Source organism: Ferruginivarius sediminum (assembly GCF_003344765.1).
In the GTDB taxonomy this organism is placed as follows: domain Bacteria; phylum Pseudomonadota; class Alphaproteobacteria; order Kiloniellales; family Rhodovibrionaceae; genus Ferruginivarius; species Ferruginivarius sediminum.
Genome location: NZ_QPMH01000004.1, coordinates 118568 through 145439, shown reverse-complemented (window position 1 = coordinate 145439; position 26872 = coordinate 118568). Strand labels below are relative to the sequence as shown.

At 65.4% G+C, this 26872-nt stretch carries 24 protein-coding genes; 12 read left to right on the top strand and 12 right to left on the bottom strand.

Annotated elements, in window-relative coordinates:
• The first annotated feature begins 144 nt into the window (after positions 1-144).
• Together DRB17_RS06165 and DRB17_RS06160 are read left to right on the top strand one after the other, a co-directional pair.
• Entirely contained in the window at positions 145-1086 is a 942-nt protein-coding gene (locus tag DRB17_RS06165) for an ROK family protein (RefSeq protein ID WP_114581316.1), read from the top strand.
• The gene (locus DRB17_RS06160) at positions 1083-2354 is read left to right on the top strand and encodes a DNA polymerase IV (RefSeq protein WP_114581315.1); all 1272 of its coding nucleotides are present in this window, start codon (positions 1083-1085) and stop codon (positions 2352-2354) included. The genes DRB17_RS06165 and DRB17_RS06160 overlap by 4 nt, the downstream gene beginning before the upstream one ends.
• A 140-nt stretch (positions 2355-2494) precedes the next feature.
• On the opposite strand, the gene sucD is transcribed toward DRB17_RS06160, so the two are convergent.
• The 4 genes from sucD to DRB17_RS06140 all read right to left on the bottom strand — a co-directional run bounded on the left by sucD (position 2495) and on the right by DRB17_RS06140 (position 6107).
• A complete protein-coding gene (sucD, locus tag DRB17_RS06155; protein WP_114581314.1) occupies positions 2495-3382 on the bottom strand; it encodes a succinate--CoA ligase subunit alpha in 888 nt (295 codons plus the stop codon).
• 1 nt (position 3383) lies between these two features.
• Positions 3384-4580 carry a malate--CoA ligase subunit beta gene (locus tag DRB17_RS06150; protein WP_114581313.1) on the bottom strand — a complete coding sequence of 399 codons (1197 nt, stop codon included), beginning with the start codon at positions 4578-4580 and terminating at the stop codon, positions 3384-3386.
• 24 nt (positions 4581-4604) lie between these two features.
• Entirely contained in the window at positions 4605-5804 is a 1200-nt protein-coding gene (gene bhcA, locus DRB17_RS06145) for an L-aspartate--glyoxylate aminotransferase BhcA (protein WP_114581312.1), read from the bottom strand.
• A 75-nt stretch (positions 5805-5879) separates the two neighbouring features.
• A complete protein-coding gene (locus DRB17_RS06140) occupies positions 5880-6107 on the bottom strand; it encodes a hypothetical protein (RefSeq protein WP_114581311.1) in 228 nt (75 codons plus the stop codon).
• 346 nt (positions 6108-6453) lie between these two features.
• Here DRB17_RS06140 and DRB17_RS06135 point away from each other — a divergent pair, with 346 nt between their 5' ends.
• A complete protein-coding gene (locus DRB17_RS06135; protein WP_114581310.1) occupies positions 6454-7074 on the top strand; it encodes a response regulator transcription factor in 621 nt (206 codons plus the stop codon).
• An 84-nt stretch (positions 7075-7158) separates the two neighbouring features.
• Positions 7159-7647, top strand: coding sequence for a DUF6505 family protein (locus tag DRB17_RS06130; RefSeq protein ID WP_114581309.1), 489 nt, complete (start codon positions 7159-7161; stop codon positions 7645-7647).
• 27 nt (positions 7648-7674) lie between these two features.
• Here DRB17_RS06130 and DRB17_RS06125 read toward each other — a convergent pair whose 3' ends face one another.
• From DRB17_RS06125 to aspS, 3 genes are all read right to left on the bottom strand, one after another.
• Positions 7675-8715, bottom strand: coding sequence for an agmatine deiminase family protein (locus tag DRB17_RS06125; protein ID WP_241503755.1), 1041 nt, complete (start codon positions 8713-8715; stop codon positions 7675-7677).
• A gap of 138 nt (positions 8716-8853) precedes the next feature.
• Positions 8854-9387: a hypothetical protein gene (locus tag DRB17_RS06120; protein WP_147274827.1), complete on the bottom strand. Its 534-nt coding sequence runs from the start codon at positions 9385-9387 to the stop codon at positions 8854-8856.
• Between the two features lie 82 nt (positions 9388-9469).
• Positions 9470-11296 carry an aspartate--tRNA ligase gene (gene aspS, locus DRB17_RS06115; protein ID WP_114581307.1) on the bottom strand — a complete coding sequence of 609 codons (1827 nt, stop codon included), beginning with the start codon at positions 11294-11296 and terminating at the stop codon, positions 9470-9472.
• 159 nt (positions 11297-11455) lie between these two features.
• On the opposite strand from aspS, the gene rnd reads away from it, so the two are divergent.
• Positions 11456-12640, top strand: a complete 1185-nt coding sequence (gene rnd / locus DRB17_RS06110; RefSeq protein ID WP_114581476.1) for a ribonuclease D — start codon at positions 11456-11458, stop codon at positions 12638-12640.
• A gap of 30 nt (positions 12641-12670) precedes the next feature.
• Here the strand turns inward: rnd and DRB17_RS06105 are convergent, their stop codons facing one another.
• Both DRB17_RS06105 and DRB17_RS06100 read right to left on the bottom strand, forming a co-directional pair.
• Complete coding sequence (locus DRB17_RS06105; protein WP_114581306.1) at positions 12671-13381, bottom strand: GGDEF domain-containing protein; 711 nt, start codon at positions 13379-13381, stop codon at positions 12671-12673.
• A 241-nt stretch (positions 13382-13622) separates the two neighbouring features.
• Entirely contained in the window at positions 13623-14588 is a 966-nt protein-coding gene (locus DRB17_RS06100; protein ID WP_114581305.1) for a 2-hydroxyacid dehydrogenase, read from the bottom strand.
• Positions 14589-14735: 147 nt separating this feature from the next.
• On the opposite strand from DRB17_RS06100, the gene DRB17_RS06095 reads away from it, so the two are divergent.
• Positions 14736-15569 carry an EipB family protein gene (locus DRB17_RS06095; protein WP_114581304.1) on the top strand — a complete coding sequence of 278 codons (834 nt, stop codon included), beginning with the start codon at positions 14736-14738 and terminating at the stop codon, positions 15567-15569.
• A 57-nt stretch (positions 15570-15626) separates the two neighbouring features.
• Here DRB17_RS06095 and rpoD read toward each other — a convergent pair whose 3' ends face one another.
• The 3 genes from rpoD to DRB17_RS06080 all read right to left on the bottom strand — a co-directional run bounded on the left by rpoD (position 15627) and on the right by DRB17_RS06080 (position 20314).
• Positions 15627-17774, bottom strand: coding sequence for an RNA polymerase sigma factor RpoD (gene rpoD, locus DRB17_RS06090; RefSeq protein WP_114581303.1), 2148 nt, complete (start codon positions 17772-17774; stop codon positions 15627-15629).
• Between the two features lie 115 nt (positions 17775-17889).
• Positions 17890-19764 carry a DNA primase gene (dnaG, locus tag DRB17_RS06085; RefSeq protein WP_114581302.1) on the bottom strand — a complete coding sequence of 625 codons (1875 nt, stop codon included), beginning with the start codon at positions 19762-19764 and terminating at the stop codon, positions 17890-17892.
• Between the two features lie 94 nt (positions 19765-19858).
• A complete protein-coding gene (locus DRB17_RS06080; RefSeq protein WP_114581301.1) occupies positions 19859-20314 on the bottom strand; it encodes a GatB/YqeY domain-containing protein in 456 nt (151 codons plus the stop codon).
• Positions 20315-20532: 218 nt separating this feature from the next.
• Here DRB17_RS06080 and carA point away from each other — a divergent pair, with 218 nt between their 5' ends.
• From carA to DRB17_RS06050, 6 genes are all read left to right on the top strand, one after another.
• Positions 20533-21696 carry a glutamine-hydrolyzing carbamoyl-phosphate synthase small subunit gene (gene carA, locus DRB17_RS06075; protein ID WP_114581300.1) on the top strand — a complete coding sequence of 388 codons (1164 nt, stop codon included), beginning with the start codon at positions 20533-20535 and terminating at the stop codon, positions 21694-21696.
• Positions 21697-21777: 81 nt separating this feature from the next.
• Positions 21778-22296 (top strand): fasciclin domain-containing protein, encoded by a 519-nt coding sequence (locus tag DRB17_RS06070; RefSeq protein ID WP_114581299.1) that lies wholly within the window; start codon positions 21778-21780, stop codon positions 22294-22296.
• Positions 22297-22533: 237 nt separating this feature from the next.
• The gene (gene carB, locus DRB17_RS06065; RefSeq protein WP_114581298.1) at positions 22534-25794 is read left to right on the top strand and encodes a carbamoyl-phosphate synthase large subunit; all 3261 of its coding nucleotides are present in this window, start codon (positions 22534-22536) and stop codon (positions 25792-25794) included.
• 83 nt (positions 25795-25877) lie between these two features.
• Positions 25878-26354: a transcription elongation factor GreA gene (gene greA / locus DRB17_RS06060; protein ID WP_114581297.1), complete on the top strand. Its 477-nt coding sequence runs from the start codon at positions 25878-25880 to the stop codon at positions 26352-26354.
• 83 nt (positions 26355-26437) lie between these two features.
• The gene (locus tag DRB17_RS06055; RefSeq protein ID WP_241503754.1) at positions 26438-26581 is read left to right on the top strand and encodes an entericidin A/B family lipoprotein; all 144 of its coding nucleotides are present in this window, start codon (positions 26438-26440) and stop codon (positions 26579-26581) included.
• Positions 26582-26671: 90 nt separating this feature from the next.
• Positions 26672-26866 carry an entericidin A/B family lipoprotein gene (locus tag DRB17_RS06050; RefSeq protein ID WP_241503753.1) on the top strand — a complete coding sequence of 65 codons (195 nt, stop codon included), beginning with the start codon at positions 26672-26674 and terminating at the stop codon, positions 26864-26866.
• The last annotated feature ends 6 nt before the right edge of the window (positions 26867-26872 follow it).

The following is a 26872-nucleotide window of genomic DNA, read 5'->3' as shown; positions in this document are numbered from 1 at the left end:
CGATCTCTGGTCCCGATGCACCGCCTGTGTAGCAAGCCGCGCGCGCGTTTGTCATGATCACAATCATGCCGGTGCCGCGCGCCTATGCCCCTGGCACAGCCTATTTGATACAACCTGCAGGGTTAATGCTTGGTATATCCAATAATGTTAATCGGTATCGACCTTGGTGGAACGAAGATAGAGGGCGTCGCCCTGGACCACGACGGCGCGTGCCGCGCTCGCCGCAGAGTGCCGACTCGGCGAGGTGATTACAATGCCACCATCGCCGACGTCCGCGGCCTTGTCGATGCCATCGAAAGCGACCTGGACGCACGGGCAAGCGTCGGGGTCGGTATTCCGGGCGCGATTTCCCCAGCCACGGGCCTCGTCAAGAACGCCAATTCGACCTGGTTGATCGGTAAGCCCCTCGAGCGCGATCTGGCCCGCGCACTGGACCGGCCCGTACGCCTTGCTAACGACGCTGACTGTTTCGCCCTGTCGGAAGCCACCGACGGTGCGGCCGCAAACGAATCGCCAGTTTTCGGCGCCATCCTAGGCACGGGTGTCGGGGGTGGCATCGTGGTTCGCGGACAACTCATTTCCGGCCCTAACGCGATCGCGGGCGAGTGGGGGCACAATCCCCTGCCCGCGCCACGGGACGACGAGCGCCCCGGCCCACCCTGCTACTGCGGGCGCAGCGGGTGCATCGAGACCTTCCTCTCCGGTCCGGGGCTGGTCGCCGACTACCTTGCGAACAGCGGCCGCGAGGGGGATGCAAGGATGGTCGCCATGCGCGCCGGGGCGGGTGAAGCGGCAGCCAAGGCAGCCCTGGATCGCTACTGCGACCGTCTCGCCCGCGCGCTGGCGGGCGTCATCAATATCCTGGACCCGGCCGTCATCGTCCTGGGCGGCGGCCTCTCGAACCTGGCACACCTCTATGAGGAGTTGCCGGAACGCCTGCAGCCCCATGTCTTCTCCGACCGCGTCGACACGCGTATCGTGCCGCCGGTGCACGGCGATTCCAGCGGCGTGCGCGGCGCTGCCCGACTATGGCGGGCGGATGAACGGGCAGAGGCTGTGCGCACGCTCTCGGAGGTGGATCAATGACCGAGGCGACGCCGGCCCTGTGCCGGGATTGCCTGACATTGTTCGAGGACACGCCGGCCGAGCGCTGTCCCGAATGCGCCTCGCCCCGCCTGTTCGCCCACGGTGAATTGCCGACGTTGTCGCTGGCGCATCTCGACTGCGATGCGTTCTTTGCCAGCATCGAGAAGCGCGACAACCCCGAATTGGCAGACAAACCGGTCATTGTCGGCGGCGGCCGACGCGGCGTCGTGGCCGCCTGCTGCTATGTGGCGCGCATCTACGGCGTCCGCTCCGCGATGCCGATGTTCAAGGCGCTGGAGCGCTGTCCCGACGCCGTCGTTATCCGCCCGGACATGGACCGCTACCGCGCCGCCGGGCGGCGCGTGCGCGAACTGATGCAGGACATCACACCGCTGGTCGAGCCGCTGTCCATCGACGAGGCCTTCCTGGATCTCTCGGGGATCGAGACGCTGCACGGCGGCCGGCCCGCGCGGAGCCTGGCCCGGCTGGTGCTGGACATCGAGCGCGAGCTTGGCGTCACCGCCTCCATCGGCCTCAGCTACAACAAATTCCTCGCCAAGATCGCCTCGGACCTGGACAAGCCGCGCGGCTTCGCCGCCATTGGCCGGGCCGAGGCGCTGGATTTCCTGGCAGAGAAGCCCGTGGGCATCATCTCCGGCGTCGGAAAGGCGATGCAGGCCTCCCTCTCCCGCGACGGGATCACCCGTATCAGCCACCTCCGCCGCTACGAGGAAATCGACCTGATTGCCCGCTATGGGGCGATGGGGCGGCGCCTGTACAGCTTCGCGCGCGGCGTGGACAAGCGGCAGGTAGAGCCGAACGCACCGACCAAGAGCATCTCGGCGGAAACGACGTTCGACACCGATGTCGCCGACGCGGACGAATTGCTTTCGCGCCTGTGGCCGTTGTGCGAAACCGTGGCCGCGCGGCTGAAGAAATCGGGACTGGCCGGGCATGGCGTCACACTGAAGCTGAAGACACGCGATTTCCAGACGCTGACCCGCTCGCAGCGCCTGCAGGACCCGACCAGGCTTGCCGACCGGCTGTACCGGGCGGCGGAACCTTTGCTCCGCAAGGCGGCGGACGGGCGCAGGTTCCGGCTCATTGGCATCGGCGCCCACGATTTGGTGGACGCGGCGCTGGCCGATCCGCCGAGTCTCCTGGACCCCGACATCGGCCGGCATGCCAAGGTGGAAGCCGCGATGGACCGGGTTCGCGGGAAGCTGGGCGCCGATGCAATCGTGAAGGGTCGCGGTTTCAAGACGTGAAGAAAAATGCCGGGCCGCCCTTGTGGCGACCCGGCGACGCAGGAGATGTTGCGACGTTTTCGCCGCTCTTACAGGGAGAGGCGAGCAGGATGACGCCACGGGCCACGTGGCTTGGGGGATCAGCCCGAGGCGATCCTGCCCTAAGCGGCCCGCAGCGTCGCAGCCACGGTCGAGCCGATTTCCGAGGGGTTCGGCGCGATACTGACTCCGGCGTCTTCCAGCAGGGCGGACTTTTCGGCCGCACCCTCGCCTGCGGCGCTGATGATGGCGCCCGCATGGCCCATACGCCGCCCCTTCGGCGCGCTGAGCCCCGCAATATAGGCGACGACCGGCTTGGTAACGTGCTCGCGAATGTAATCCGCCGCCTCCGCTTCCTGCGGACCGCCGATCTCGCCGATCATGACGATGGCTTCCGTCTCGGGATCGTTCTGGAACATTTCCAGCACGTCCTTGAACGAGCTGCCGTTGATCGGATCGCCACCGATACCGACACTGGAGGACACGCCGATGCCAAGCTCCTTCATCTGCGCCGCCGCCTCGTAGCCCAGCGTACCGGAACGGCCGACGATACCGACATTGCCCGGCAGGTAGATGTGATCTGGCATCAAACCCAGAAGAGCCTTGCCGGGACTGATGATACCGGCACAGTTCGGGCCGATAAGGCGCAGCCTGCGCTCCCACTTGTAGCGGCGCAGGTAGCGCTTCACCCGCATCATGTCCTGGGCCGGAATGCCGTCGGTGATGGCAACGCACATCCGCAGGCCGGCCTCCGCCGCCTCCATCATCGCATCGGCCGCGAACGGCGGCGGCACGAAGATGATCGAGGCTTCCGCGCCGGTCTCAGCCACGGCCTCGGCCACGGTGTCGAAGACTGGGCGATCCAGATGCCGGTCGCCACCTCGACCGGGCGTGACACCGCCCACCAGGTTGGTGCCGTAGTCGATCATCTCCTTGGCGTGGAAGGTGCCAATGCGGCCCGTAAAGCCCTGGATGAGGACCGGGGTCGTTTCGTCGAGCAGCACGCTCATCTCACACCGCCTCCGCGTATGCGGCCGTCTTGGCCGTGGTAGCGACGGCGGCGACGGCCTTCTCCGCCGCGTCCGCCAAGGTCGTCGCCGTGATGATCGGCAGGCCGCTATCGGCGAGAATCCGCCGGCCCTCCTCGACGTTGGTGCCGGCGAGGCGAACCACCAGGGGCAGGTCCAGGCCAGTCTTCTCCAACGCCTGCACGAGGCCCTGGGCAACCCAGTCGCAGTGATTGATGCCGGCGAAGATATTGACCAGGATCGCGCGCACATTCTCGTCGGCGCGAACGATCTGAAACGCCTCGGCCACGCGGTCCGGCGTGGCCCCGCCGCCGATGTCGAGGAAGTTGGCCGGCTCGCCGCCCGCCAGCTTGATCATGTCCATCGTGGCCATGGCCAAGCCCGCGCCGTTGATCATGCAGCCAATGTTGCCGTCCAGGCCGACATAGCTGAGACCCCGGTCGGCTGCCGCCGATTCGCGCGGGTCCTCCTGCGAGCGGTCCCGCATGTCGGCGATCTCCGGCCGGCGGAACAGCGCGTTGTCGTCGAAGGACATCTTGCAGTCGAGGGCAAGCAACTCGTCGTCGCGGGTGACGGCCAGCGGGTTCACCTCCACCATCGTCGCGTCAAGGTCACGGAACGCGCGGTAGCAGCCCATGACGGTCTTCACCACCTGCTGCACCTCGACGCCCTTGAAGCCCAGCCGGAAAGCCAGATCGCGCGCCTGGAACGGCTGCAGGCCGACGGCAGGCTCGACGACGATGCGGTGGACGCTGCCCGGACGGCGCTCGGCGATCTCCTCGATCTCCATGCCGCCGGCGGCGGAAGCGACGATCATGACCCTCTCCGAGGCACGGTCGAGAACGAGGCCCAGATAGTATTCGCGGGCAATGGCCTGCGCCGCCTCGACGTAGAGACGATAGACCACCTTGCCCTGCGGGCCCGTTTGCTCCGTCACCAGGGTCTTGCCAAGAAGCGAATCGGCCGCCTCCCAGAGGTCATGACGGTCGTTGCACAGCTTGATGCCACCGGCCTTGCCACGGGCGCCGGAGTGGATCTGCGCCTTCACGACCCAGCTCTCGCCGCCGATCTCCCGGGCGCGGTAGGCGGCCTGCTCGGGGCTGTAGGCAAGCCCGCCGCGCGGGACCGGAACGCCGAAGCGGACCAGGAGCTCCTTGGCCTGATACTCGTGGATATCCATCGTGCTGCCCTCGTTTTCCGGCGCTTACTGGGCCGCCGCGGCGATGCTCTGCTCGCCCGTCGCGGTGGCGCGGAAATGCTCCTGGGCGGCGGCCACGCCCGAGCCCGCCTCCACCGGGATGCCGACGTCGCGCAGTACCATCTCGGTGCCGGCGAGTGCACTCAGCACCATGACCTCGTTGATGGCGCCAAGGTGGCCGATGCGGAACACCTTGCCGGCGACCTTGGTGAGGCCGGCGCCGAGCGACAGGTTGTAGCGGTAGTAGGCGTGGCGCACGACGGCGGCACTGTCGATGCCCTCCGGCACGTAGATTGCGCTGACAGTGTCGGAGTACCAATGCGGGGTCGCGGCGCAAAGCTTGAGGCCCCAGGCGTTCACCGCCTGGCGTACGCCCTCGGCCATGCGGTGGTGCCGGGCAAAGACATTATCCAGGCCCTCGCCCAGCAGGTAGTCCACCGATGCCCGCAGTCCGCGCAGCAGCGTGGTCGCAGGCGTGTACGGGAAGTAGCCGCTGGCGTTCGTGCGGATCATGTCCTCGAAGTCGAAGTAGCAGCGGTTCAGCTTCGCCGACTTGCGCGCTTCCAGCGCCTTCTGGCTGACGCACACGATGGCCAGGCCGGTGGGCAGCATGAAGCCCTTCTGCGAGCCGCTGACGGCGACGTCGACGCCCCACTCGTCCATGCGGAAGTCAATGCTGGCGATCGAACTGACGCCGTCGACATAAAGCATGGCCGGGTGGCCGACGCTGTCGAGGGCGGCGCGCACCGCCGCGACATCGCTGGTGACGCCGGTCGCGGTCTCGTTATGGCAGACCAGCACCGCCTTGATGCGATGCTCCGTATCGGCGGCCAGCGCCTCGGCGTAGCGAGTCACCGGCACGCCTTCGCCCCAGGGTACGTCGATGGCCTCGACCTCCAGGCCGTGACGCTGGCACAGGTCCACCCACAGGTTGGAGAACTGGCCGAAGCGAGAGGCAAGCACCTTGTCGCCAGGTGACAGCGTGTTGGTGATCGCCGCTTCCCAGCCGCCGGTGCCCGAGCCGGGAAACAGGAAAACCTGGCCCGTTTCAGTCTGGAAGACCTTCTTCAGGTCCTCGAACAGCGGCAGCGTGAACTCCGGGAAGTCCGGCGCGCGCATGTCCTCCATCGGAAGATCGACGGCACGGCGCAGACTGTCCGGCACGTTCGTGGGACCGGGAATGAAAAGGTGGTTATAGCCGGGCATGGCGTTGCGACCCCTGCTTTTGCTTGTGGCGTTCGTTTCGAATGTTTTCCGTGAGGTTCCGGCGCGCACGGCGCGTCAGACTGCGTCGTAGACGCTGGCCTCGACCTCGCGCATCGCGCTGGCATAGCTTGCGGCGCTTGCGGGGAGAGCAGCGCGGCCACGGCCGGGCTCGCCGCCGATCACGACGGTCACCCGCGTTCCGGGGTGAAGCCCGGACAGCAGTTCCGCAAAGCGCAGGCGCCCGTGCTGCTCGCCCAGATCGAGGCGGATCGCGGTGGCGGCCTTATCGGTCAGCGTCGTCATGGCATCTCCTCCCAACCCCGCCTTCGGGACATCCGGCGGTAGTGGAGGAGATTGCGCAGGGCACGGGAAAATGACCACACACCACGCGTCAGGGTCCGAAAATCCTTCGGGTGGCAGACAACCTACCCGCATGGGTGGCCGGCTTACCATGCTCTTCGGTAACGGCCTCCCACCAGCCCGAAACCCGCGGTTTGCCGGGCGTAGCGAAGGGATTTCCACGTTGTCGGAATCTGATGGAAACCCGCCGTGGCCAGTCAACCATGCCTGATGAAATAGGGGAGAATTATTACCTTCACCGGAATTCGGGGATGGGAAGGCCCGTACCGCGCGGGCCGGGGCAACGCTCATGAATCGACCGATCGACATCGTCATCGCCGACAAGAGCAACCTCGTGCTCGCGGGGTTGCGCCAGCTGTTCAGCGAGGACGGCCGGTTCCGCGTGGTCGCCACGGTCAGCGACGGCGAGCAGTTCCTGCAGGTGAGCGAGGACGAATCGTTCGATGTGGGTGTGGTCGGCTGGGTAATGCCGCATCTCGACGGCCGCGACGTGCTCGCCCGCCTGCGCGACCGGCAGTCCACGGCTGCGATCGTGGTCTATACAGGGATTCTCGATGCCGACGTTCCGCGCCAGGTGATGGCCCTTGGCGGCGCGGCCTTCTGCTCCAAGCGGGAGTCACCGGAGCGGCTGATCGAGATCGTTGCGGCCGTGGCACAGGGCCAGATGGTGTTCCCGCGCCTGGACGTGCGCGCGCTTTACAATGACCCCTTCGATCAGCTCACCGAACGCGAGATGCAGCTTCTATCGGCGCTGGCCCAGGGTTCGACCAACGGCCAGATCGCCAAGCATCTGGGGATTTCGCTGAACACGGTGAAGTTCCACCTCAAGAACCTTTACGAGAAGCTGCGCGTGCAAAACCGCACCGGCGCCGTCGCACTCTACGTCGGCAATCAGGTGCGGATGCGCTGAACTGTCTCTGCCATTGCGCGCCACCTTCAGGAAAGCCGAGCGTATCTTGGCCGTAGCGCGCTTCTCCGCTAGGCTGCTTAAGCCATGAAATTCCCGCGAGTAATCCGCCTTGACGCCTCCGACCCGCGCGTGTTCGAGCATGCGGCACAGCCGGGCGAGCCGGCCGTGCCCGGTGGCTTTGCGTTCGCCGACGTCGATCCAGACACGCTGGAACGGAAGCAGGCCCTGGCCTTCGCCAGTGGCTGGCTGGGCACGGAAAGCTTCGGCCGTGCGACCTTCGTCGAGGTTGCCGAGATCGACGAGGCGACGTTTTTCCAGGTCATCGAACGGCTGGCCCGGCATTTCGTCGAACACTACGGCGCGCCCGATCTCGCTGCCGCCCTGCCTGTTGCGCGGGAAGAGGCGGATTATGCCGCCGAACTCTGCGAGCACAAGCTGCACACGCTGCTGGCCGTGGAACGCGAGCCCGGTCCCGACGGCGTGCGCGAAAGCTTCAAGGTGATCCAGCCACACCGTGCCCAGGATCACGCCAGGATTTGGGGCATCGCCGAGGACGGCGAGCCGTCCGACTGAGGCGCTCCCGCGCCGCGCGCCACTGCGCTAACCGGTCTCCACGACGCCGCTTGGCTGCTGCTGCGTAATGCAGTGCAAGCCGCCGCCACCGTGGATGATGTCCAGGGCCGGCATCTGCAGCAGCTTCCGGTTCGGGAACGCCTTGCCGATTGCCTGTGCGGCCGGGTCGTCCTTCGGATCCTCGAACGACGGGACGATGACGGCGCCGTTGGCAAGGTAGAAGTTGATATAGGACAGCGCGAGCCTCTGACCGTCGTCGCCTTTGCGGGCCGCCGGCTGCTCGATCTGGATCACCTCAAGCTTGCGGCCCCGTGCGTCCGTCGCCGCGCGAAGGCGGTCGAGATTGTCCTGCAGGACCGCATAGTTACCATCATCCGGGTCCTTGCTGGTCAGCGCCAGCACCACGCCAGGCCGGGCAAAGCAGGCCAGGTTGTCCACATGCCCGCCGGTATCGTCGTCCTGCAGGCCCTCGCCAAGCCATATAACGGTCTCGATTCCCAGCAACTCGCGCAGTTCCGCCTCGACCTCGTCGCGCTGGCGGCCGCCGTTTCGATTGGGGTCGAAGATCACCGATTCCGTGGTCAGCAGCGTCCCGTCGCCGTCCGTGTGGATCGCGCCGCCCTCCAGCACCAGCGTGCTTTCGTAGGCGGGTATATCCAGGCGCTCCAGCAGGGCGGAGGCCATCGCCGCGTCGCGGTCGTAGGGCGTATAGCGCTCACCCCAGCCGTTGAAGACCCAGTTCACGCCGGCGACGTTGCCCGCCCCGTCGGCGACGAACGTCGGGCCGGTATCGCGCAGCCACGAGTCGTCGTGGTCCATTGGCAGGCAGCCGATACCGTCGCCGCACAGCAAGCTGACATCGGCAACGTGTTCCGGATCGGCGATGACGGTGACAGGCTCAAACTGGGAGATGGCTCGCGCCGCTTCCGCATAAGCCTCGCGCGCGGCGTCGATCCGCTCGCCCCAGAGGTCTTCGCGCACCGGCCACGCAATCCAGCAGCGGCTGTGCGACTCCCACTCCGCCGGCATGAAGAAGCCGTCCTGACGCGGCGTTCGCGGCTTTGCCACGTCTCCTCCCCTTGGCTGCATGCAGACGGCACTGTAGGGGCGCGGCAACGCCTTGGCAACGCGCACGATTTTTTCCGACAAGCATGCCGGATACCCGGCCGTCGCATGCGGGGGGACAACCCTGGATCGCTTGAAACTCTAACCCTCGATCGGTTCCGGGAGGCCAGAGCCGAGGTAGGGCGTCCGCATCAGGTCGTCGCCGCCGGCCACGCTCCCAGGACGTCCGGTGAAGCCGCGCGCGGCCCGCATCGGCGCGAAAGCGGCAACGTCAGCCGGCTCCGGCTTAGTGTCACGCGGCGCGGCGGTTGCCAAGCCCCGCCCCTCCAGCGCGGACGCCAAGTATTCAAGTCGCCCGGGGAGAACCATCGGATCGCTGCTTGCCGACGGGTGGGCGGCAACGCGCGTTCCGGTTTCCGGCAGCGGCTTCAGCGTTGCGACCACCGCGGGTTCGTAGTCGGGCCGGTCCTTGCAGACCTCTCCTTCCTCCACGATGCCGATCAGCCGGCAGTCCTGTCCGGCCACCTCGGAAATCGCGTGATCGGTCATCGTCTTGCCGCTGGCCAGCCAGCTTACGCCGTCGATCGCGGTGGTCGCGATCGTGACCGCCGGCGGGATGCCCGCGCAGCCGGTCAGCAGCAGCCCGGTTGTCGCGGCCAAAAGAGCTTTCGCCAAGCCCTGCTCCTCGCGTTGTCCCCGGTTTCGAGAATAAACCGAGGGGTAAACGTCATTCAACAGGGCAAGAACTTAAAATCAATTAAGATCCGGCAGCCGTCTTCTTCTCACCCTCACCGGACTGCGATTGCCGCTTCGGCGGTAGTGCGACTTTGAGATGAAGTTCTTTCAACCTCTCTTCCGGTATTTCCGCCGGAGCACCCATCATCAGGTCTTCCGCCCGCTGGGTCATCGGGAAAGCGACGATTTCGCGGATATTCGGCTCGTCCGCCAGCAGCATGACGATCCGGTCGATGCCCGGCGCGCAGCCACCATGCGGCGGCGCACCGTACTTCAGAGCGCTCAGGAGGCCGGAGAAGCGCTCCTCCACCTGCTCGGGCGTGTAACCGACGATGCCGAAGGCGCGGTACATCACCTCCGGCAAGTGGTTCCGGATGGCACCGGACGACAGCTCAATCCCGTTGCAGACAATGTCGTACTGCGTGGCCTTGATGGCCAGCGGATCCTCGTGTTCCAGCGCGTCGAGGCCGCCCTGCGGCATGGAGAACGGGTTGTGCGAGAACTCGATCCGGCCGGTTTCCTCGTCCAGCTCGTACATCGGGAAGTCGACCACCCAGCAGAACTTGTAGGTATCCTTCTCGATGAGGTCGAGTTCCTGGCCCACCCGCGTGCGGACGACGCCGGCGAAATCCTCGGCATCCGCCTTCTTGTCGCAGACGAAGAACACCGCATCGCCGTCGCCGACGTCAGCGGCCTCCTTGATCATGTGCAGGCGGTGCTCGTCCAGGTTCTTCGCGATGGGCCCCTTGGCCTCGCCGCCCTCGGCGAAGACGATATAGCCGAGGCCCGGCTTGCCCTCGTTCTGCGCCCAGGCGTTCAGTTTGTCGAAGAAGCTGCGCGGACGCGCCGCCGCGCCGGGCGCGGGGATGGCCCGGATCTCGGCGCCCTTCTCGATGGCCTTGGCGAAGATGCCGAAGCCCGAGTTGCGGAACGGCTCCGTCGCTTCCGCGATTTCGATCGGGTTGCGCAGGTCCGGCTTGTCGGTGCCGTACTTCAGCATCGCCTCTTCATAGGGGATGCGCGGGTACGGCGGCTTCGTTACCGAGCGATTGCCGGCGAATTCCTCGAAGACGTCGGTCAGCACCGGCTCGATCGCATTGAAAACGTCGTCCTGGGTGACAAAGCTCATCTCGAAGTCGAGCTGGTAGAACTCGCCCGGTGAACGGTCGGCGCGGCTGGCCTCGTCGCGGAAGCAGGGCGCGATCTGGAAGTACTTGTCGAAGCCCGCCATCATCAGGAGCTGCTTGAACATTTGCGGCGCCTGGGGCAGCGCGTAGAACTTGCCCGCGTGCAGCCGGCTGGGCACCAGGAAATCGCGCGCGCCCTCGGGGCTGGAGGCCGTCAGGATCGGCGTCTGGAACTCGCGGAAGCCCTGCTCCGTCATGCGCCGACGGATGGACGAGATGACGTCCGAGCGCAGCTTGATGTTGCGGTGCATGCGCTCACGTCGCAGATCCAGGAAACGATAGCGCAGGCGCACCTCCTCGCCGGCGTCCTCGTCCGAGTTGACCTGCAGGGGCACCTGCGCGGCCGTCGAGAGAACCTCGAACGCTTCCATCCGCAGTTCCACCTCGCCGGTGGGCAGGCGCGGGTTGATGGTCTCGTCCGAGCGCTTGACGACCGTGCCGGTCACCTTGATCACGCTTTCCACGCGCACCCGCTCGATCTCGGGGAAAAGCTCGCTGGAGACGTCGGTGACCACCTGCGTGACGCCGAAGTCGTCGCGCAGGTCCACGAACAGAAGCTGGCCGTGGTCGCGCTTGCGATGAACCCAGCCGGAGAGGCGGACGGTCTCGCCGACGTTGCCGGCGCGCAGTTCGCCGCAGGTGTGCGTGCGGTAAGGATGCATGTCCTTCGCCTTGATTCTCGGTCGTTCCTGATGATCTTGAGCCGCTCGGGCGCGGGCAAGAGACAGCGCGGCCGCCGCGATGTCAAGGGCGCGGGACAACCCTCGCCATATAGCAACTTCGGGTTTCGCCGCGGCGATTATCGACATATATATACGATAATGACGCTAATCACCGACAACGACTCACTGGCCACGTTCTGCGCCCGACAGTCCGAGGCGCCCTATGTGGCCGTCGACACCGAGTTCCTGCGCGACAGCACCTACTGGCCGAAGCTGTGCCTGATCCAGCTTGGCGGTCCGGACGAGGTAGCCGCGGTGGACGCGCTGGCCGAGGGCATCGACCTGACGCCGGTGCTGCGCCTGCTGGCCGACACCGGCATCGTCAAGGTGTTCCATTCCGCCCGCCAGGACATGGAGATCTTCCACCAGCAGATGGACGGCGCGCTGCCGGCGCCGATCTTCGATACCCAGGTCGCCGCCATGGTCTGCGGCTTCGGGGAGCAGGTCGGCTACGACACGTTGGCGCGCAAGGTGACGGGCGCCAGGATCGACAAGTCCTCGCGCTTCGCCGACTGGTCCCAGCGCCCGCTGACCGAGCGGCAACTCGACTACGCGCTGGCCGATGTGACGCACCTGCGGGAGATCTACCGGACGCTGCGTAAGCAACTCGACGAATCTGGCCGCGCGGCCTGGCTCGACGAGGAGATGGCGCAGCTTACCAATCCGGCAACATATGACATGGATCCAGAGACAGCATGGCGCCGGCTGAAGCCGCGATCCTCCGACCGGAAATACCTGGCCGTGCTGCGCGAGATGGCGGCCTGGCGCGAGCGGGAGGCGCAGCGCCGCGACGTGCCTCGCAACCGCGTCCTGCGCGACGAGCAGATCCAGGATATTGCCGCGCACACCCCGCGCACGCCACAGCAACTGGCCCGCACCCGCGGTCTCAGCGGCGATTTCGCCCGCGGCAGGGTCGGCACGGGCGTCTTGGAAGCGGTCGAACGCGCGCTGGCTCTGCCACGGGACGAGCGTCCCTTGCCGCCGCGCAAACCGGACATGCCGAACGGCCTGGGGCCGACGGTGGAACTCCTGAAGGTGTTGCTGAAGGCGCGCTGCGAGGCGAACGGCGTGGCCCAGAAGCTGGTCGCGACCTCCGCCGACCTGGAACAGATCGCCGCCGATGACAGCGCCGACGTCCCGGCCCTGCACGGCTGGCGCTACGAGATATTCGGCGCCGACGCGCTGGCCTTGAAACGCGGCCAGATTGCCCTCGCCGCCGACAGCGGCGCGGTGCGCATCATTTCACTGATGACTCCAGAGGCAAAGCAGGCCGCATCGTCCTGATACGGCTGCACGGGCCCGTCCCAGAATCGCCTAGGGGTGGATAAGCACGCCGTAGTCGCTTGCGGCCGGTGGGACACGACGGGGCTGCTCGGTCTTCGCCCGATAAAGCGCCTTGTCGGCCATCGAGATCAGCAGGTCGCAATCGCTGTTCGGGCCGTACTTCGCATGGCCGACACTTGCACTGAGCGGCACATGCACGTCGCCGCAGTCCACCATCAGGCCGGATAGCTTGTCCTTGATGGAGTCGATCCTGGGCTTGACTGCCTCGGTGCAAGCGTCGGCCAGTAGCACCGCGAACTCATCCCCGCCAAGCCGGGCCACGGAATCGGTTCCACGCACGTTGTTCTGCAGCAATTGCGCCACGACGATCAGCGCCGCGTCACCGGCCGGGTGCCCGTAGGTGTCGTTGATCGCCTTGAAGCGATCCAGGTCGCACAACAGAACCATGCCGGTTTCGCCGCTACGCCTGGACCGCGCCAGCGCCCGTCGCAGCTCCGCCAGGAAGCCTCGGCGGTTCAACAGTCCCGTCAACTCGTCGGTGACGGACAGGTCCAAGAGCTGCTGGATACGGGCATCCTGTTCGGCCAGCCGCCGCTGCGCCTCTTCGGCGGCCGAGAGAAGCGCGTCCATGGCTTGACGGATAGGCTCATCGACGTCGCGATTGTCGGCCAGAGTGCGCAGGGATGCCGCCGCCTCGGCAAGATCCGGCGCCGCCTCGTCCTCCGTTCCGACCAGAGCCAAGGATGCATCCTGTGGCACTGTCGTCCTCCCCTCACAATCGTCCCCCGCCGGATCGACAAGCAAAGGTCGTGCCACAAAACTGTCACAGCTTGTGTCGGGCGTGCGGCATCGAGTCGATACAAGGGGTTGACGCGCCCTCGCCCATGCTCAGACAAACATGCCCGCTATGGAAAAAGTAGCTCGGCAAATTTTTCCTTACATTAGGTTGAATTTGCCTAGAAAACTTCGCCTAGTCAGATTCTCAGGCGACGCGATCGGGCGGTTCCTGTCCGGCGAAGAAGGCATCCAGGTTATCCAGCACCTTGAAGCCCATTGCGTTGCGTGTCTCGACCGTCGCGCTGCCGAGGTGCGGCAGCAGATAGGCGTTGTCCAGCTTGCGATAATCCGGGTGGATATTCGGCTCGCCGACGAAGACGTCCAGCCCGGCGGCGAACAGGCGTCCGCTGCGCAGCGCCGCGATGAGTGCGTCGTCATCGACGACATCGCCGCGCGAGGTGTTGATCACCACGGCGTCCGTCGGCAATCGCTCTATCCGTTCCGCGTTCAGGAAGCCTTGCGTCTCAGGGGTGGCCGGACAGTGCAGCGACAGGATATCGGACACCGCCAGCAGGCTTTCCGGCGTGTCGTGATAGGTCGCGCCGCGCGCTTCATCGGGCGAAAGGCGCCGACGGTTGTGGTAGTGGACCTTGAGGCCGAAGCCCTCGGCCCGACGGGCGACGGCCTGGCCGATCCGGCCCATGCCGAGGATGCCGAGGCGCTTACCCGACAGCTCCACCCCCATAAGCTGGGTGGGCGTCCATCCGTGCCAGTCGTCGCCGCGCAGCATTGCCTGGCCTTCCCAGGCGCGGCGGGTCGCGCCGAGGATGAGCAGCATGGCGATGTCGGCCGTCGCCTCCGTCAGGACGCCAGGGGTGTTGGTCACGACAAGGCCGCGGGCCTTCGCCGCATCCAGGTCGACGTGATTGGTGCCGACGGAGAAGCAGCCGATCGCCTTTACCGACCCGGGCAAGCGGTCGATAACCTCGGCCGTGACCTTGTCCGGCGGGGTCACCACCAGCGCATCCGCGCCTTCCGCACCCGCAACGATGTCGTCCGCCGACAGCGCGCGATCGGAATCGTTGATGCGCGGCGTATAGCCACGCCGCAGCCGCGCCTCCACGGCGTCGGGGACGTTGCGTGTAACAAAGACGACTGGCGTATCGGCCATGGCCCAGGCTCCCCCAAATCAATTCGTTGCGAATTCAACGCCATTTGCGCAGTTCATACGGACTGCTAGGCTTGATCGCGAATAACACGCCAGCACCGCCTATGAAGCGCATGCCCGCTTGCGGCGTTGGGCAGCACGGGAGCGACGATGAGCCGGATTCCACCACGATATAGCGGGCGGATTCGCCTGGTGGCCGTTGCGCTAACGACTGGCCTCACGGCGGTGGCCGGACAGGCGTCGGCAGGCACAGCCGAACTGCTGGCGCATCGTGCGGTCTACGACGTGGAGCTTGCCGCCGCCCGCGCGCAGAGCGTCTCAAGCGTGGACGGCACGATGGAGTTCATCTGGAAGGACGTCTGCAACGGCTGGGCGATGGAGTATCGTGCTCATTTGTCCGTGAGCTTCGCAGAGCGTGGAGGTAGCGACCTTTCATGGGCGTTCAGCGCATGGGAATCAGACGACGGCCAGCGTTTCCGCTACTTCCTCCGCCGCTTTCGCAACGGCGAGGAAACCGAGCTTGTGCGTGGCAAGGTAACCCTGAAGCCCGAGGGTGGCGGAACCGTGCACCAGCGCGAACCGGAGGAGCGCACCTTCGATCTGCCGAAGGACACAATGCTGCCGAAGGCGCACACGGAGGCGGTCCTGGCCGCCGCACGAAGCGGCGATCAGTTCATGTTCCGGCATGTTTTCGATGGAACCGGGGAGGACGGCGGCCTGTTCGCCGTCAACGCGGTGGTTCTCGAGGATATGAGCGAGCAGCCGAGCGAATTGGATACGTCGCTGTTGCGCGATGTCCCCTCATGGCGCGTACAGCTTGCTTTCTATCCGCCCGACGAACGGAACGGCACGCCAGAGAGCGAACAAACCATTCGCCTGTACGACAACGGTGTCGTCGGTAATCTCAAGATCGACTACGGCGATTTCACCGTGGATGGGACCTTGAGCGAACTGGAGCGGCTGGAAACCCCAGATTGCGGCTAACCGGCCGACGCCGGAAAATCCGCTGTAACGGTCCAACCGCCCCGGTAAGTTCGGTTCTCAGGTGTCCAGGAAGCTGCGCAGTTTGCGGCTGCGGCTGGGGTGCTTCAGCTTGCGCAGGGCCTTCGCCTCGATCTGGCGGATACGCTCGCGGGTGACCGAGAACTGCTGGCCGACCTCCTCAAGCGTATGGTCGGTGTTCATGCCGATGCCGAAGCGCATACGCAGAACACGCTCTTCGCGCGGCGTGAGCGAAGCCAAAACGCGCGTCGTCGTCTCGCGCAGGTTCGACTGGATCGCCGCATCCAGCGGAATCACCGCGTTCTTGTCCTCGATGAAGTCGCCGAGATGGCTGTCCTCCTCGTCGCCGATCGGGGTTTCCAGGCTGACCGGCTCCTTGGCGATCTTGAGAACCTTGCGAACCTTCTCCAGCGGCATCTGCAGGCGCTCGGCAAGCTCCTCCGGCGTCGGCTCGCGACCGATCTCGTGCAGCATCATCCGGCTGGTGCGCACCAGCTTGTTGATCGTTTCGATCATGTGCACAGGAATGCGGATGGTACGCGCCTGATCGGCGATGGAGCGGGTGATCGCCTGCCGGATCCACCAAGTTGCGTAGGTGGAGAACTTGTAGCCGCGGCGGTACTCGAACTTGTCGACGGCCTTCATCAGGCCGATGTTGCCCTCCTGAATCAGGTCCAGGAACTGAAGGCCCCGGTTCGTGTACTTCTTGGCGATGGAGATCACCAGGCGCAGGTTGGCCTCGACCATCTCGGTTTTGGCGCGGCTGGCCTCTTTCTCGCCGCTCTGCACCGTCTTGACAATGCGCCGGAACTCGCCGATGGGCACGCCGGTCTCGTCGGCAACCTCGACGATCTGGCCACGCAGGCGGGTAATATCGTTGCTGTGCCGCTCGTTGAAGCGCTGCCAGCCCTTCTTCGGAAGCTGCGAGACGTCCTCCAGCCACGTGGGGTCGAGTTCGCGGCCATAGTGCTGGTTCAGGAAGTCCTGACGCTGGACGCCGCTGCGCTCGGCCATGCGAAGCAGCTTGCCTTCCAGGGTGATCAGTGACTTGTTCAGCGTATAGAGCTGCTCGACAAGCTGCTCCAGACGGGCGTTGTTGAAGCGCACCGTCTTGACGTGCTCGACAAGTTCCGCCTTCAGCTTTTCATAGCGCTTCTCGGTCTGCTGCGGCACATCCTCGCCGGCCTGCAGATGGGCCAGACGCTTGTTCTGGACCTTGGCAAGCTTCTTGTAGGTCTCGGCGATCTGCTCGAAGGTTTCAAGCACCTGCGGCAGGAGGGCTTCCTCCATTGCCGCCAGCGACATCGAGCTTTCTTCGTCCTCGTCCTCGTCGTCGTCATCGAGGCCGGAAATCACCTGAGAGTTGCCCTCGCCTTCGGACTCCTCTTCTTCCTCGTCGTCGCTCTCGCCGGCGGCGCGCTGCTCGCCGTCCGCGGCGCCTTTCTCGTTGGACTGCTCGGCCGAGCCGTTGCCCACGGGGGCACGGCGGGCCCGTTCCGCCACGGGGTCGCGGGAAATGTCGCCGCTGCTCATGCGCTCCTCGGTCGTGCCGCGCGCCATGGCGCCCTCAGGCGCCGCGCCGCTGGCAACCGATCCGTCCGGACCGCCGCCGTACATCGCTTCCAGATCGACGATGTCGCGCAGTAGAATCTGGCCTTCCTTCAGCGCGTCGTACCACGACATCAGCGCCTTGATGGTCAGCGGGCTTTCGCAGATGCCGCCGATCATCTTCTCGCGGCCGGCCTCGATCCGCTTGGCGATGGCGATCTCGCCCTCGCGCGACAGCAATTCGACCGAGCCCATCTCGCGCAGGTACATCCGCACGGGGTCGTCGGTGCGGCCGATATCCTCTTCGTCGATGTTGCCGACCGCGCGGGAGCCGCTCTCTTCCTCTTCCTCGTCCTCGGCGTTCGCCGGCGCGGCGGCCGCTTCGCCGTCGTCCTGCTCCTCGCCCTCGATCACGGTGATGCCCATTTCCGAGAGCATCGACATCGTGTCCTCGATCTGTTCCGAGGAAACCTGTTCGGGCGGGAGAATTTGGTTCAACTCGTCATACGTGACGAAACCACGCTCCTTGGCACGCTGCAGCAGCTTCTTGACGGCCGCATTGGTTGTATCCATCAGCGGTCCGTCGCCGGACTCCTCGCGCGTTTCGGTCGCCTCTGTCTCGGTCGCCTTACTCGCCATCGAAATCCTCTGCCCCCAAGGAACCCACAATCGTCATATCATCAGCCTTCGCCCCGGGAATCGACACCGCCCATCGCCTGTCGGGTAACGTGCCGGCCCCGTAACAGGACCTCGTTCACGTGTCCTTCGCACCACCCAGTCGGTCGAAATCGACGCGACGGCTTGGGCCGTCATGAACCGCCTTTTGTTTTGCTTCCAGTCGCGCCAGACTTTCCCGGTCCATCGCCTCCGCCAACCGCCGGCCTTCCTCTCGCGTCTCATCAAGCGCGGAGCGCTCTCGATAGAGGTCGAGTATGTGCCGAATGCCCTCTCGTGCGTCCTGCACCGTGGCGCCCGGCTCGGCGAACGGCCAAAGCCGATAGAGATCGCGATTGAGCAGCGCGTCAACCGCCGCGTCCTCCGTTAATTGGCGCAAGTGGCGACGGATTTCAACGGTGTCAAGGTCTTGCCGCTCGGCGGCGAGGTCCAGTAACGCCCGCCTGTAACGGTCGAGGTCGCGACCGCTCAATTCGACTTCGGCAAGTTCCTCGGCGAAATCGGCGAGCAGACCCGGATGATTGATCAGCGTCGCCAGCAGGGCCTGTTCCTGCCTGCGCTGCAGCATCGACACCGGCTGCCGTGCCGCGGGCCCTGCCAACGCACCGCCCATGTCGCGATGCCCGCCGCCCGAGCCGCGGCCATCGCGGGGCCCCGCCCGTCCGCCCCGGCGGCCCTTTCGCACGAAGCCGAAGGCAGCCTCGAAGCGCTGCTCCATCTCATCGCGATAGGCCCGCTGCACGCCGGCGTCCGCGATTCCGCGCACACTCTGCAAAAGCGCGTGGCGCAGGCCGGCGCGGCGCTCCGGCGTGTCAACGCGGCGGCCTTCCGTCTCCTTCATCCACAGCAGGTCGGCCAGCGGGCGCGCCGTCTCCAGAACCTGCCGGAACGCCTTCGCCCCCTGCCCGTTCACCAGGCTGTCCGGATCCTCGCCCTGCGGCAGAAGCGCGAAGCGAAGCGAGAAGCCCGGTTTCAACTCGGGCAAGGCGCGCTCCACCAAGCGGTAACCCGCACGCCGGCCGGCGGTGTCGCCGTCCAGGCAGATATTGGGCTCCGCCGACAGGCGCCAGAGTTCACGAATCTGCTCGGGCGTGATCGCCGTGCCCAGCGGTGCAACCGCCGCCTGGAACCCGGCCTGCGCCAGGGCGATCACATCCATATAGCCCTCGCAGACGATCAGCTCGCCGCTGTCCCGCGCGGCTTGGCGAGCGCGGGCGAGATTGTAGAGCACCCGGCCCTTGTGGAACAACTCGCCGTCAGGCGAATTCAGATACTTCGCCGGCGAATCTCCTAGTGCCCGTCCACCGAAGGCGATCACCTTTCCCCGGCGGTCGGTAATCGGGAAGATCACGCGATTGAAGAAATAATCGCGCACCGCCCCGCCGTCCTCGGGCTGCTTCACCAGTCCGGCGGCGGCAAGCTGATCGTCGCCGATGCCGCGTGCATTCAGCGCCTGGCGCAGGGCACCGCGACGATCCGGCGCATAGCCCAAACGGAAGGCCTGGCGCATTTCCGAACTCACGCCTCGCCTTTCCAGGTAGGCGCGCGCCTCCGCGCCAGAGCGGCTTTCCGCAAGCTGCTCCTCGAACCAGGCGCAGGCGGCTTCGACCACATCGTAAAGGCTGCCCCGCCGCTGCTCGCGTTCGCGCTCCTCCGGGGACGAGCGCGGCATCTCCAGGCCAGCCTCGACCGAGAGCTTCTCCACCGCCTCGGGAAAGCTCAAGCCTTCGGTGCGCATGACGAAACCGACGACATCGCCGTGCTCGCCGCAGCCAAAGCAATGGAAAAAGCCTTTGTCGTCGTTCACCGTGAACGAGGGCGTACGCTCGTTATGGAAGGGACAGAGGCCGGTGTACTCGCGACCGCGCTTCGTGAGCCGCACCTTGCGCCCGACGACGTCGGACAGCACCACGAGCTGGCGCAGGCGCTCCAGGAATTCGGACGGTACGGCCATAAAGTGAACTGCCCATCGAAAGCACGCACTCTAACAGATGTGCCGGTTTTGCGTCAGTGACAACTCTTCCGTCAGTGACAACGTCGGAGCGGGCTCAGGCGAGGCGATCCTTGGCGACGGCGCTGGCCTTCGAGAAATCCATGCGCCCGGCGTACTGCTCGCGCAGGCGCGTCATCACCCGGCCCATGTCCTTGATCGATTCCGCGCCCAGTTCGTTGATTGTCGCCTCCACGGCCTTGCGGGTCTCGGCCTCGCCAAGCTGCTTTGGCAGGAACCGCTCGATGACGGCGATTTCCTGGCGTTCCTTCTGGGCAAGGTCGTCGCGGCCGGCCTTGTCGTAGGTCTCGGCCGCCTCGCGGGACTGGCGCACCATTTTCTGCAGCATCTGCTGGATCTGTTCCTCGCCGATCCCTTCGGCGTTGCCCTCGCCGCGCGCGGCGATGTCGCGGTCCTTGAGCGCCGCCAGCACCAGCCGGAGGGTGGCCGCCGCCCCATGGTCGCGGCTCTTCAGCGCCTGCTTCAGCGCGTCGTTCAATTCCGTGCGCAGCATTCCGACGTCCTTCCCGCGAGGTGACATGATGCAACGCTGGCATGCAGCGTTTGACCGTGCCTCGCGTTTGCCCTAAACGAAAGCTGCCCGGGCGCGGGGTGACTCCCGCCTCGCGGACAGCCTTGGAGTGCCCTATATATCTTTAAGGGCCGCGCGCACAAGCCCTGCCGGCCAGCCCCGCGCGCGGCGCGCCAGTATAGACGGGAGACTGTTTGTCCATGAGCGATGCCGCCAACCGGCCGGCCGATGCGACGGCCGCCCTTGTCCTCGCGGACGGTACGGTGTTCTGGGGCCACGGCGTCGGGGCGCGCGGGCGCTCCGTTGGGGAGGTCTGCTTCAACACCTCGATGACCGGGTATCAGGAAATCGTGACCGACCCGTCCTATGCGGGCGAGATCATCACCTTCACCTTCCCGCACATCGGTAACGTCGGTGCCAACCTGGAAGATCTGGAAGCCACGACGCCTGCCTGCCGGGGTGTGGTCCTGCGCGCCGACATCACCGAGCCGTCGAACTGGCGCGCGGCGCAACATCTCGACACCTGGCTCAGGAACCAGGACATCGTTGGGATCAGCGGCCTCGATACCCGGCGTCTGGCACGCCGCATCCGCGATCTTGGCGCGCCCCACGGCGTCGTCCTGCACGATCCCGAAGGCAAGCTCGATATCGACCGGGCCGCGCGGGAAGCGTTGGACTGGCCTGGGCTGGAAGGTATGGACCTCGCCAAGGAGGTGACCTGCCAGCAGCTCTACACCTGGACGCAGACGCCCTGGACGCTGGAGGGCGGCTACGGCCACGCCGACAGTCCGAAATATCGGGTCGTCGCTGTCGACTATGGGGCCAAACGAAATATCCTGCGCGACCTCGCCGGTCTCGGCTGCCATGTCACTGTGGTGCCGGCCAGCGCCAGCGCGGAGGACATCCTGCGCCACGAGCCCGACGGCATCTTCCTGTCCAACGGTCCCGGCGATCCGGCCGCCACCGGTGAGTACGCCGTCCCGACAGTGCGCAAGCTGCTGGAGACCGGGAAGCCGACCTTTGGTATCTGCCTGGGTCATCAGATCATGGCGCTGGCTCTCGGCGCGACGACGGAGAAGATGCACCTGGGTCACCGCGGCGCCAACCACCCGGTCAAGGACCTGGCGACGGGCCGCGTGGAGATCACCAGCCAGAACCACGGCTTCAAGGTGATCCCGGAGTCGCTGCCCGCGAACGTCGAAGTGAGCCACATCAGCCTGTTCGACGGCTCCAACGAGGGCATTCGGGTCAAGGATGCGCCGGCGTTCTCGGTGCAATACCACCCGGAAGCGAGCCCCGGACCGCATGACAGCCATTACCTGTTCGAACGCTTCATCGGCATGATCGAGGAGGCCCGCGCCTGAACCTCCCTCGAATGATTTTGGATCCGAAGGCCGCTCCCCGGCGTATCAAGGGTACCAAATCACAACGACGGGAGGTTCCTAATGCAGTTCAAGGCATTATTTGCGGCGTTGATGCTGGCCGTCGCAACGTCGGCTCTCGCCACACAGGCCAAGGCGGCCGATATCGTCGATACGGCCGTGGAGGCGGGCAATTTCACGACCCTCACCAAGGCGCTCGAAGCCGCCGGCCTTGTCGAGACGCTGCGCGGCGAGGGCCCGTTCACGGTGTTCGCACCGACGGACAGGGCTTTCGAGGGCGTTGGAAGCGATACCCTGAACTCACTGCTACAGCCCGAGAACCGGGACAAGCTGCGTCAGGTGCTTACCTATCACGTGGTTCCGGGCAGGGTCATGGCCGCCGACGTGATGGGCAACCAGCAGCACGTCGAGACGGTCGAAGGATCCAATGTCTACATTCAAGGCGTAGCGGGAACCGTTCTGATCGGCAACGCCGTCTTCGAGGATCGGACGAAGTATGCCGAGGTCACCCAGGCGGACATCGAAGCCGACAACGGTGTCATCCACGTGATCGACAAGGTCCTGATGCCGCCGCAAATGTGACAACTGTCGCCTGGATGTGGGATATCGGGCCGGGAGCACCCGCTTCCGGCCCCCTCCTTGTCCGACAGGCACCGGGAACTCTCGAATTACGTTTATATTTTTTATATAACGCAACTAATGATAGAGGGGTTTCCTTTGGCTCTTGACCGTGGCATATAGCGGCTCCAGCCCGCAGCCCCAGTGGAAACCCAGCGCCGTGCCGTCGGGCCGCTCGGCGCGTCCTGGTTACGAGTGTCCATGCCCAAACGCACCGACATCAAGTCCGTCCTGATCATCGGCGCCGGCCCGATCATTATCGGCCAGGCCTGTGAATTCGACTATTCCGGCGCTCAGGCGTGCAAGGCGCTGAAGGAGGAGGGTTACCGGGTCGTCCTGGTGAACTCCAATCCCGCGACCATCATGACCGATCCCGGTCTCGCGCACGCCACCTACATCGAGCCGATCGAACCGGCGGTCGTCGCCCGAATCCTGGAGCAGGAGCGTCCCGATGCCCTGCTGCCAACAATGGGTGGCCAGACCGGCCTCAACACGGCGATGGAGCTTTGGCACGACGGCACGCTCCAGCGCCTCGGCGTCGAAGTCATCGGTGCCCGTCCCGACGTCATCGAAAAGGCCGAGGATCGCTGGCGCTTTCGCGATGCCATGGACAAGGTCGGCCTGGAAAGCCCGCGGGCCCGGATCGTCCGCGCCTACGAGGACGCGATGGCGGCGCGCGAATACGTCGGCGTCCCGGCGATCATCCGCCCCTCGTATACGCTCGGCGGCACCGGCGGCGGCATCGCCTACAATGACGATGAGTACGAGGAGATCGTGCGCAGCGGCCTGCGCGCCTCGCCGGTACACGAGATCCTGATCGAGCAATCGGTCCTGGGCTGGAAGGAATACGAGATGGAGGTGGTCCGCGATAGCGCGGACAACTGCATCATCATTTGCTCGATCGAGAACGTCGATCCTATGGGCGTTCATACTGGCGACAGCGTAACCGTCGCGCCGGCGCTGACGCTCACGGACAAGGAATACCAGATCATGCGCGACGCCTCGATCGCCTGCTTGCGGGAGATCGGGGTGGATACCGGCGGATCGAACGTTCAGTTCGCGGTCGACCCAGAGACCGGTAAGCTCGTCGTGATCGAGATGAACCCGCGCGTATCGCGTTCCAGCGCCCTGGCCTCCAAGGCGACCGGCTTCCCGATTGCCAAGATCGCCGCGAAGCTGGCCATCGGTTACACGCTGGACGAACTGGACAACGATATAACGCGGGTGACACCGGCGTCTTTCGAGCCGACGATCGACTACGTCGTCACCAAGATGCCGCGCTTCACCTTCGAGAAGTTTCCCGGCACGCAACCGCTACTGACCACGGCAATGAAATCCGTCGGCGAGGCGATGTCGATTGGCCGCTCGTTCCAGGAGTCCCTCCAGAAAGCCTTCCGCTCGATGGAGACCGGGCTTTCCGGGCTGAACGAGATAGAGATTCCGGGCGCGGTCGATGCGAACGGCTCGGTGGATCGCGATGCCATCATGACGGCATTGGCGCGGCCCGTGCCGGATCGGCTGCTGGTGATCGCACAGGCTTTCCGGCATGGCCTCGGCGTCGAGGAAATCCGCCGGGCGTGCCATTTCGATCCCTGGTTCCTTCGCCAGGTCGAGGAGATCGTCGCGGCAGAAACGCGCGTGCGTACGGATGGCCTTCCCGCCGACCTCGTCGGCTTCCTTCGGCTGAAGCGGATGGGTTTCTCCGACGCACGGCTAGGCGAAATCTGCGGGCTTGCGGAGTCGGAGGTTTCCGACCGCCGGCGGGCACTGGAACTGCGGCCCGTGTACAAGCGCGTCGACACCTGCGCGGCCGAGTTCCCCTCACCCACGCCGTACATGTATTCGTGTTACGAGGGCGACGGCGTGAACGAGCCCGAGTGCGAGGCCGACCCGTCCGATAAGCAGAAGGTGATGATCCTTGGCGGCGGCCCGAACCGCATCGGTCAGGGCATCGAGTTCGACTACTGCTGCGTTCACGCCGCCTACGCGCTGGACGAGGCCGGATTCGAGACCATCATGGTCAACTGCAACCCGGAAACCGTCTCGACCGACTACGACACCTCGGACCGCCTCTATTTCGAGCCGCTGACGGCAGAGGACGTCATCGAAATCGCACAGGTCGAGCGTTCGCGCGGCACGCTGAAGGGCGCCATCGTGCAGTTCGGCGGCCAGACGCCGCTGAAGCTCGCCGCCGACCTGGAGGCCGCCGGCATTCCCATCCTGGGCACGCCGACCGATGCCATCGACCGGGCGGAGGACCGACGCCGCTTCCAGGAACTGCTGAATACCCTGAACCTCAAACAGCCCGACAACGGCCTTGCCACAAGCGAGGCGGAGGCCGCTCGCGAGGCGGAGCGGATCGGCTATCCGGTGCTGCTGCGCCCGTCCTACGTGCTGGGCGGCCGCGCCATGGAGATCGTGCACGAGCCGGAGGACCTGCATCGCTATATCCGCTCGGCCGTGCAGGTTTCGGGCAAGAACCCGGTGCTGATCGACAGCTATCTGGCCGATGCGATCGAGGTGGACGTCGATGCGTTGAGCGACGGCGAATCGGTCTTCGTCGCCGGCATCATGGAGCACATCGAGGAAGCGGGCATCCACTCCGGCGACTCGGCCTGCGCGCTGCCGCCGCACTCCCTGCCGCCCGACATTATCGAGGAGCTGGAGCGGCAGACCGAGAAGCTTGCCCTGGAACTGGGCGTGGTCGGCTTGATGAACGTGCAGTTCGCCGTTCACCGCAATGACATCTACATCCTGGAGGTCAATCCGCGGGCGAGCCGCACGGTACCCTTCGTCGCCAAGGCCATCGGCACGCCGATCGCCAAGGTGGCCGCGCGGCTGATGGCCGGCGCCAAGCTGTCCGAGTTCAAGCTGCAGCGCATCAAACGCAAGCATGTGGCTGTCAAGGAAGCCGTTTTCCCCTTCGCCCGCTTCCCCGGCGTCGACGTGATCCTGGGTCCGGAGATGAAGTCCACCGGCGAGGTCATGGGCTTGGGCGGCGACTTCCCGCGGGCCTTTGCGAAGTCGCAGATCGGTGCCGGCGTGAAGCTCCCGCAGGAAGGCACGGTCTTCATCTCCGTGCGGGACCAGGACAAGCCGGCGATGGTGGATCTGGCGCGTCAGCTCGTTTCGATGGGCTTCGACATCGTCGCCACCAGCAACACCGCGCACTACCTCGAAGCCGAGGGCCTGGCGGTCGAGAGGGTGAAAAAGGTCCGCGAGGGCCGGCCGCACATCGTCGACGCCATGAAGTCCGAGCGCGTGCAGCTTGTCTTCAATACGACCGAGGGACCAAAGGCGATTGCGGACTCCTTCGATCTTCGGCGCACAGCCTTGACGAACGCCATTCCCTATTACACCACCGTTGCGGGGTGCGTGGCAGCAACAAAGGCGATCCAGGCACTCAAAGCGGGCCAGCTTGAAGTCGCGCCGCTACAGTCCTATTTTGAGGGATCGTTCTGACGAAGTCGGCGCGGGTCTTTGGCTCGTCCGGCTTTCACCGAAAACTCGACCCGACAACGGACCTTGGCTTCGATTGTGTGCCAATGAGCAAAAAGATTCCGATGACTGCCCAGGGCTATGCCCAGATCGAGGAAGAGCTTCGTCATTTGCGCAGCAATGCGCGGCCTGAGGTTATCAAGGCCATCGCGGAGGCGCGCGAGCACGGCGACCTTTCGGAAAACGCCGAGTACCACGCCGCGCGCGACCGGCAGAGCTTCATCGAGGGCCGCGTGGCCGAGCTTGAGGACCAGATGGCCCGGGCGGAGGTGATCGACGTCAGCAAACTGTCGGGTAACACCGTGAAGTTCGGCGCGACCGTAACGCTTGCGGACGAGGACACGGACGAGGAGACCACCTATCAGATCGTCGGCGAGATCGAGGCGGACGTGAAGGGCGGTCGAATTGCCGTGACCTCGCCAATCGCGCGGGCCATTATCGGCAAGTCCGTTGGCGACTCGGTCGAGGTGGAAACGCCGAAGGGGCAGAAATTCTTCGAGATCGTCGACGTCGACTACAAATAGGTCGGTTTCGGATCGGCGGGTAATGCCGAACGGCGAGTGGGGCGCTATCGGACACCGGGTGTTGAAGAAGTGAGGATCGGATCGTGATACGCGTGCTTGCACTTCTCATGACAGCGCTTCTGGCGGCGGGATCGCTCGCCGCCTGCAATACGGCCGAAGGTATCGGCAAGGATCTCGAGTCGGCCGGCCAAGCCTTGCAGGAAGACGCCGAAGACGCCAAGGACTAAAACCGCGCCCTCCACCTTTTCGTGTCGCGCCTTTGGCGAGCGGACTGTTAGGATTGCCGTGATGCTGCCTCGCTGAGCACCGGAGGTGCCATGATGCGAAGAACGGCAATACTCGTTCCCGCCTTCGCCGCGACGATCGCGTTGGCTGCCTGTAACACAGTGGAGGGTTTCGGCGAGGACGTCGAGGCCACCGGGCGCACGCTCCAGAAGTGGGCCGGCGGCGGAAGCAGTGCGCCGGCCGCGCCGGCGCCGGAGACAGCCGAAGAGACGGACGGTCGGGAGTAACCGTCT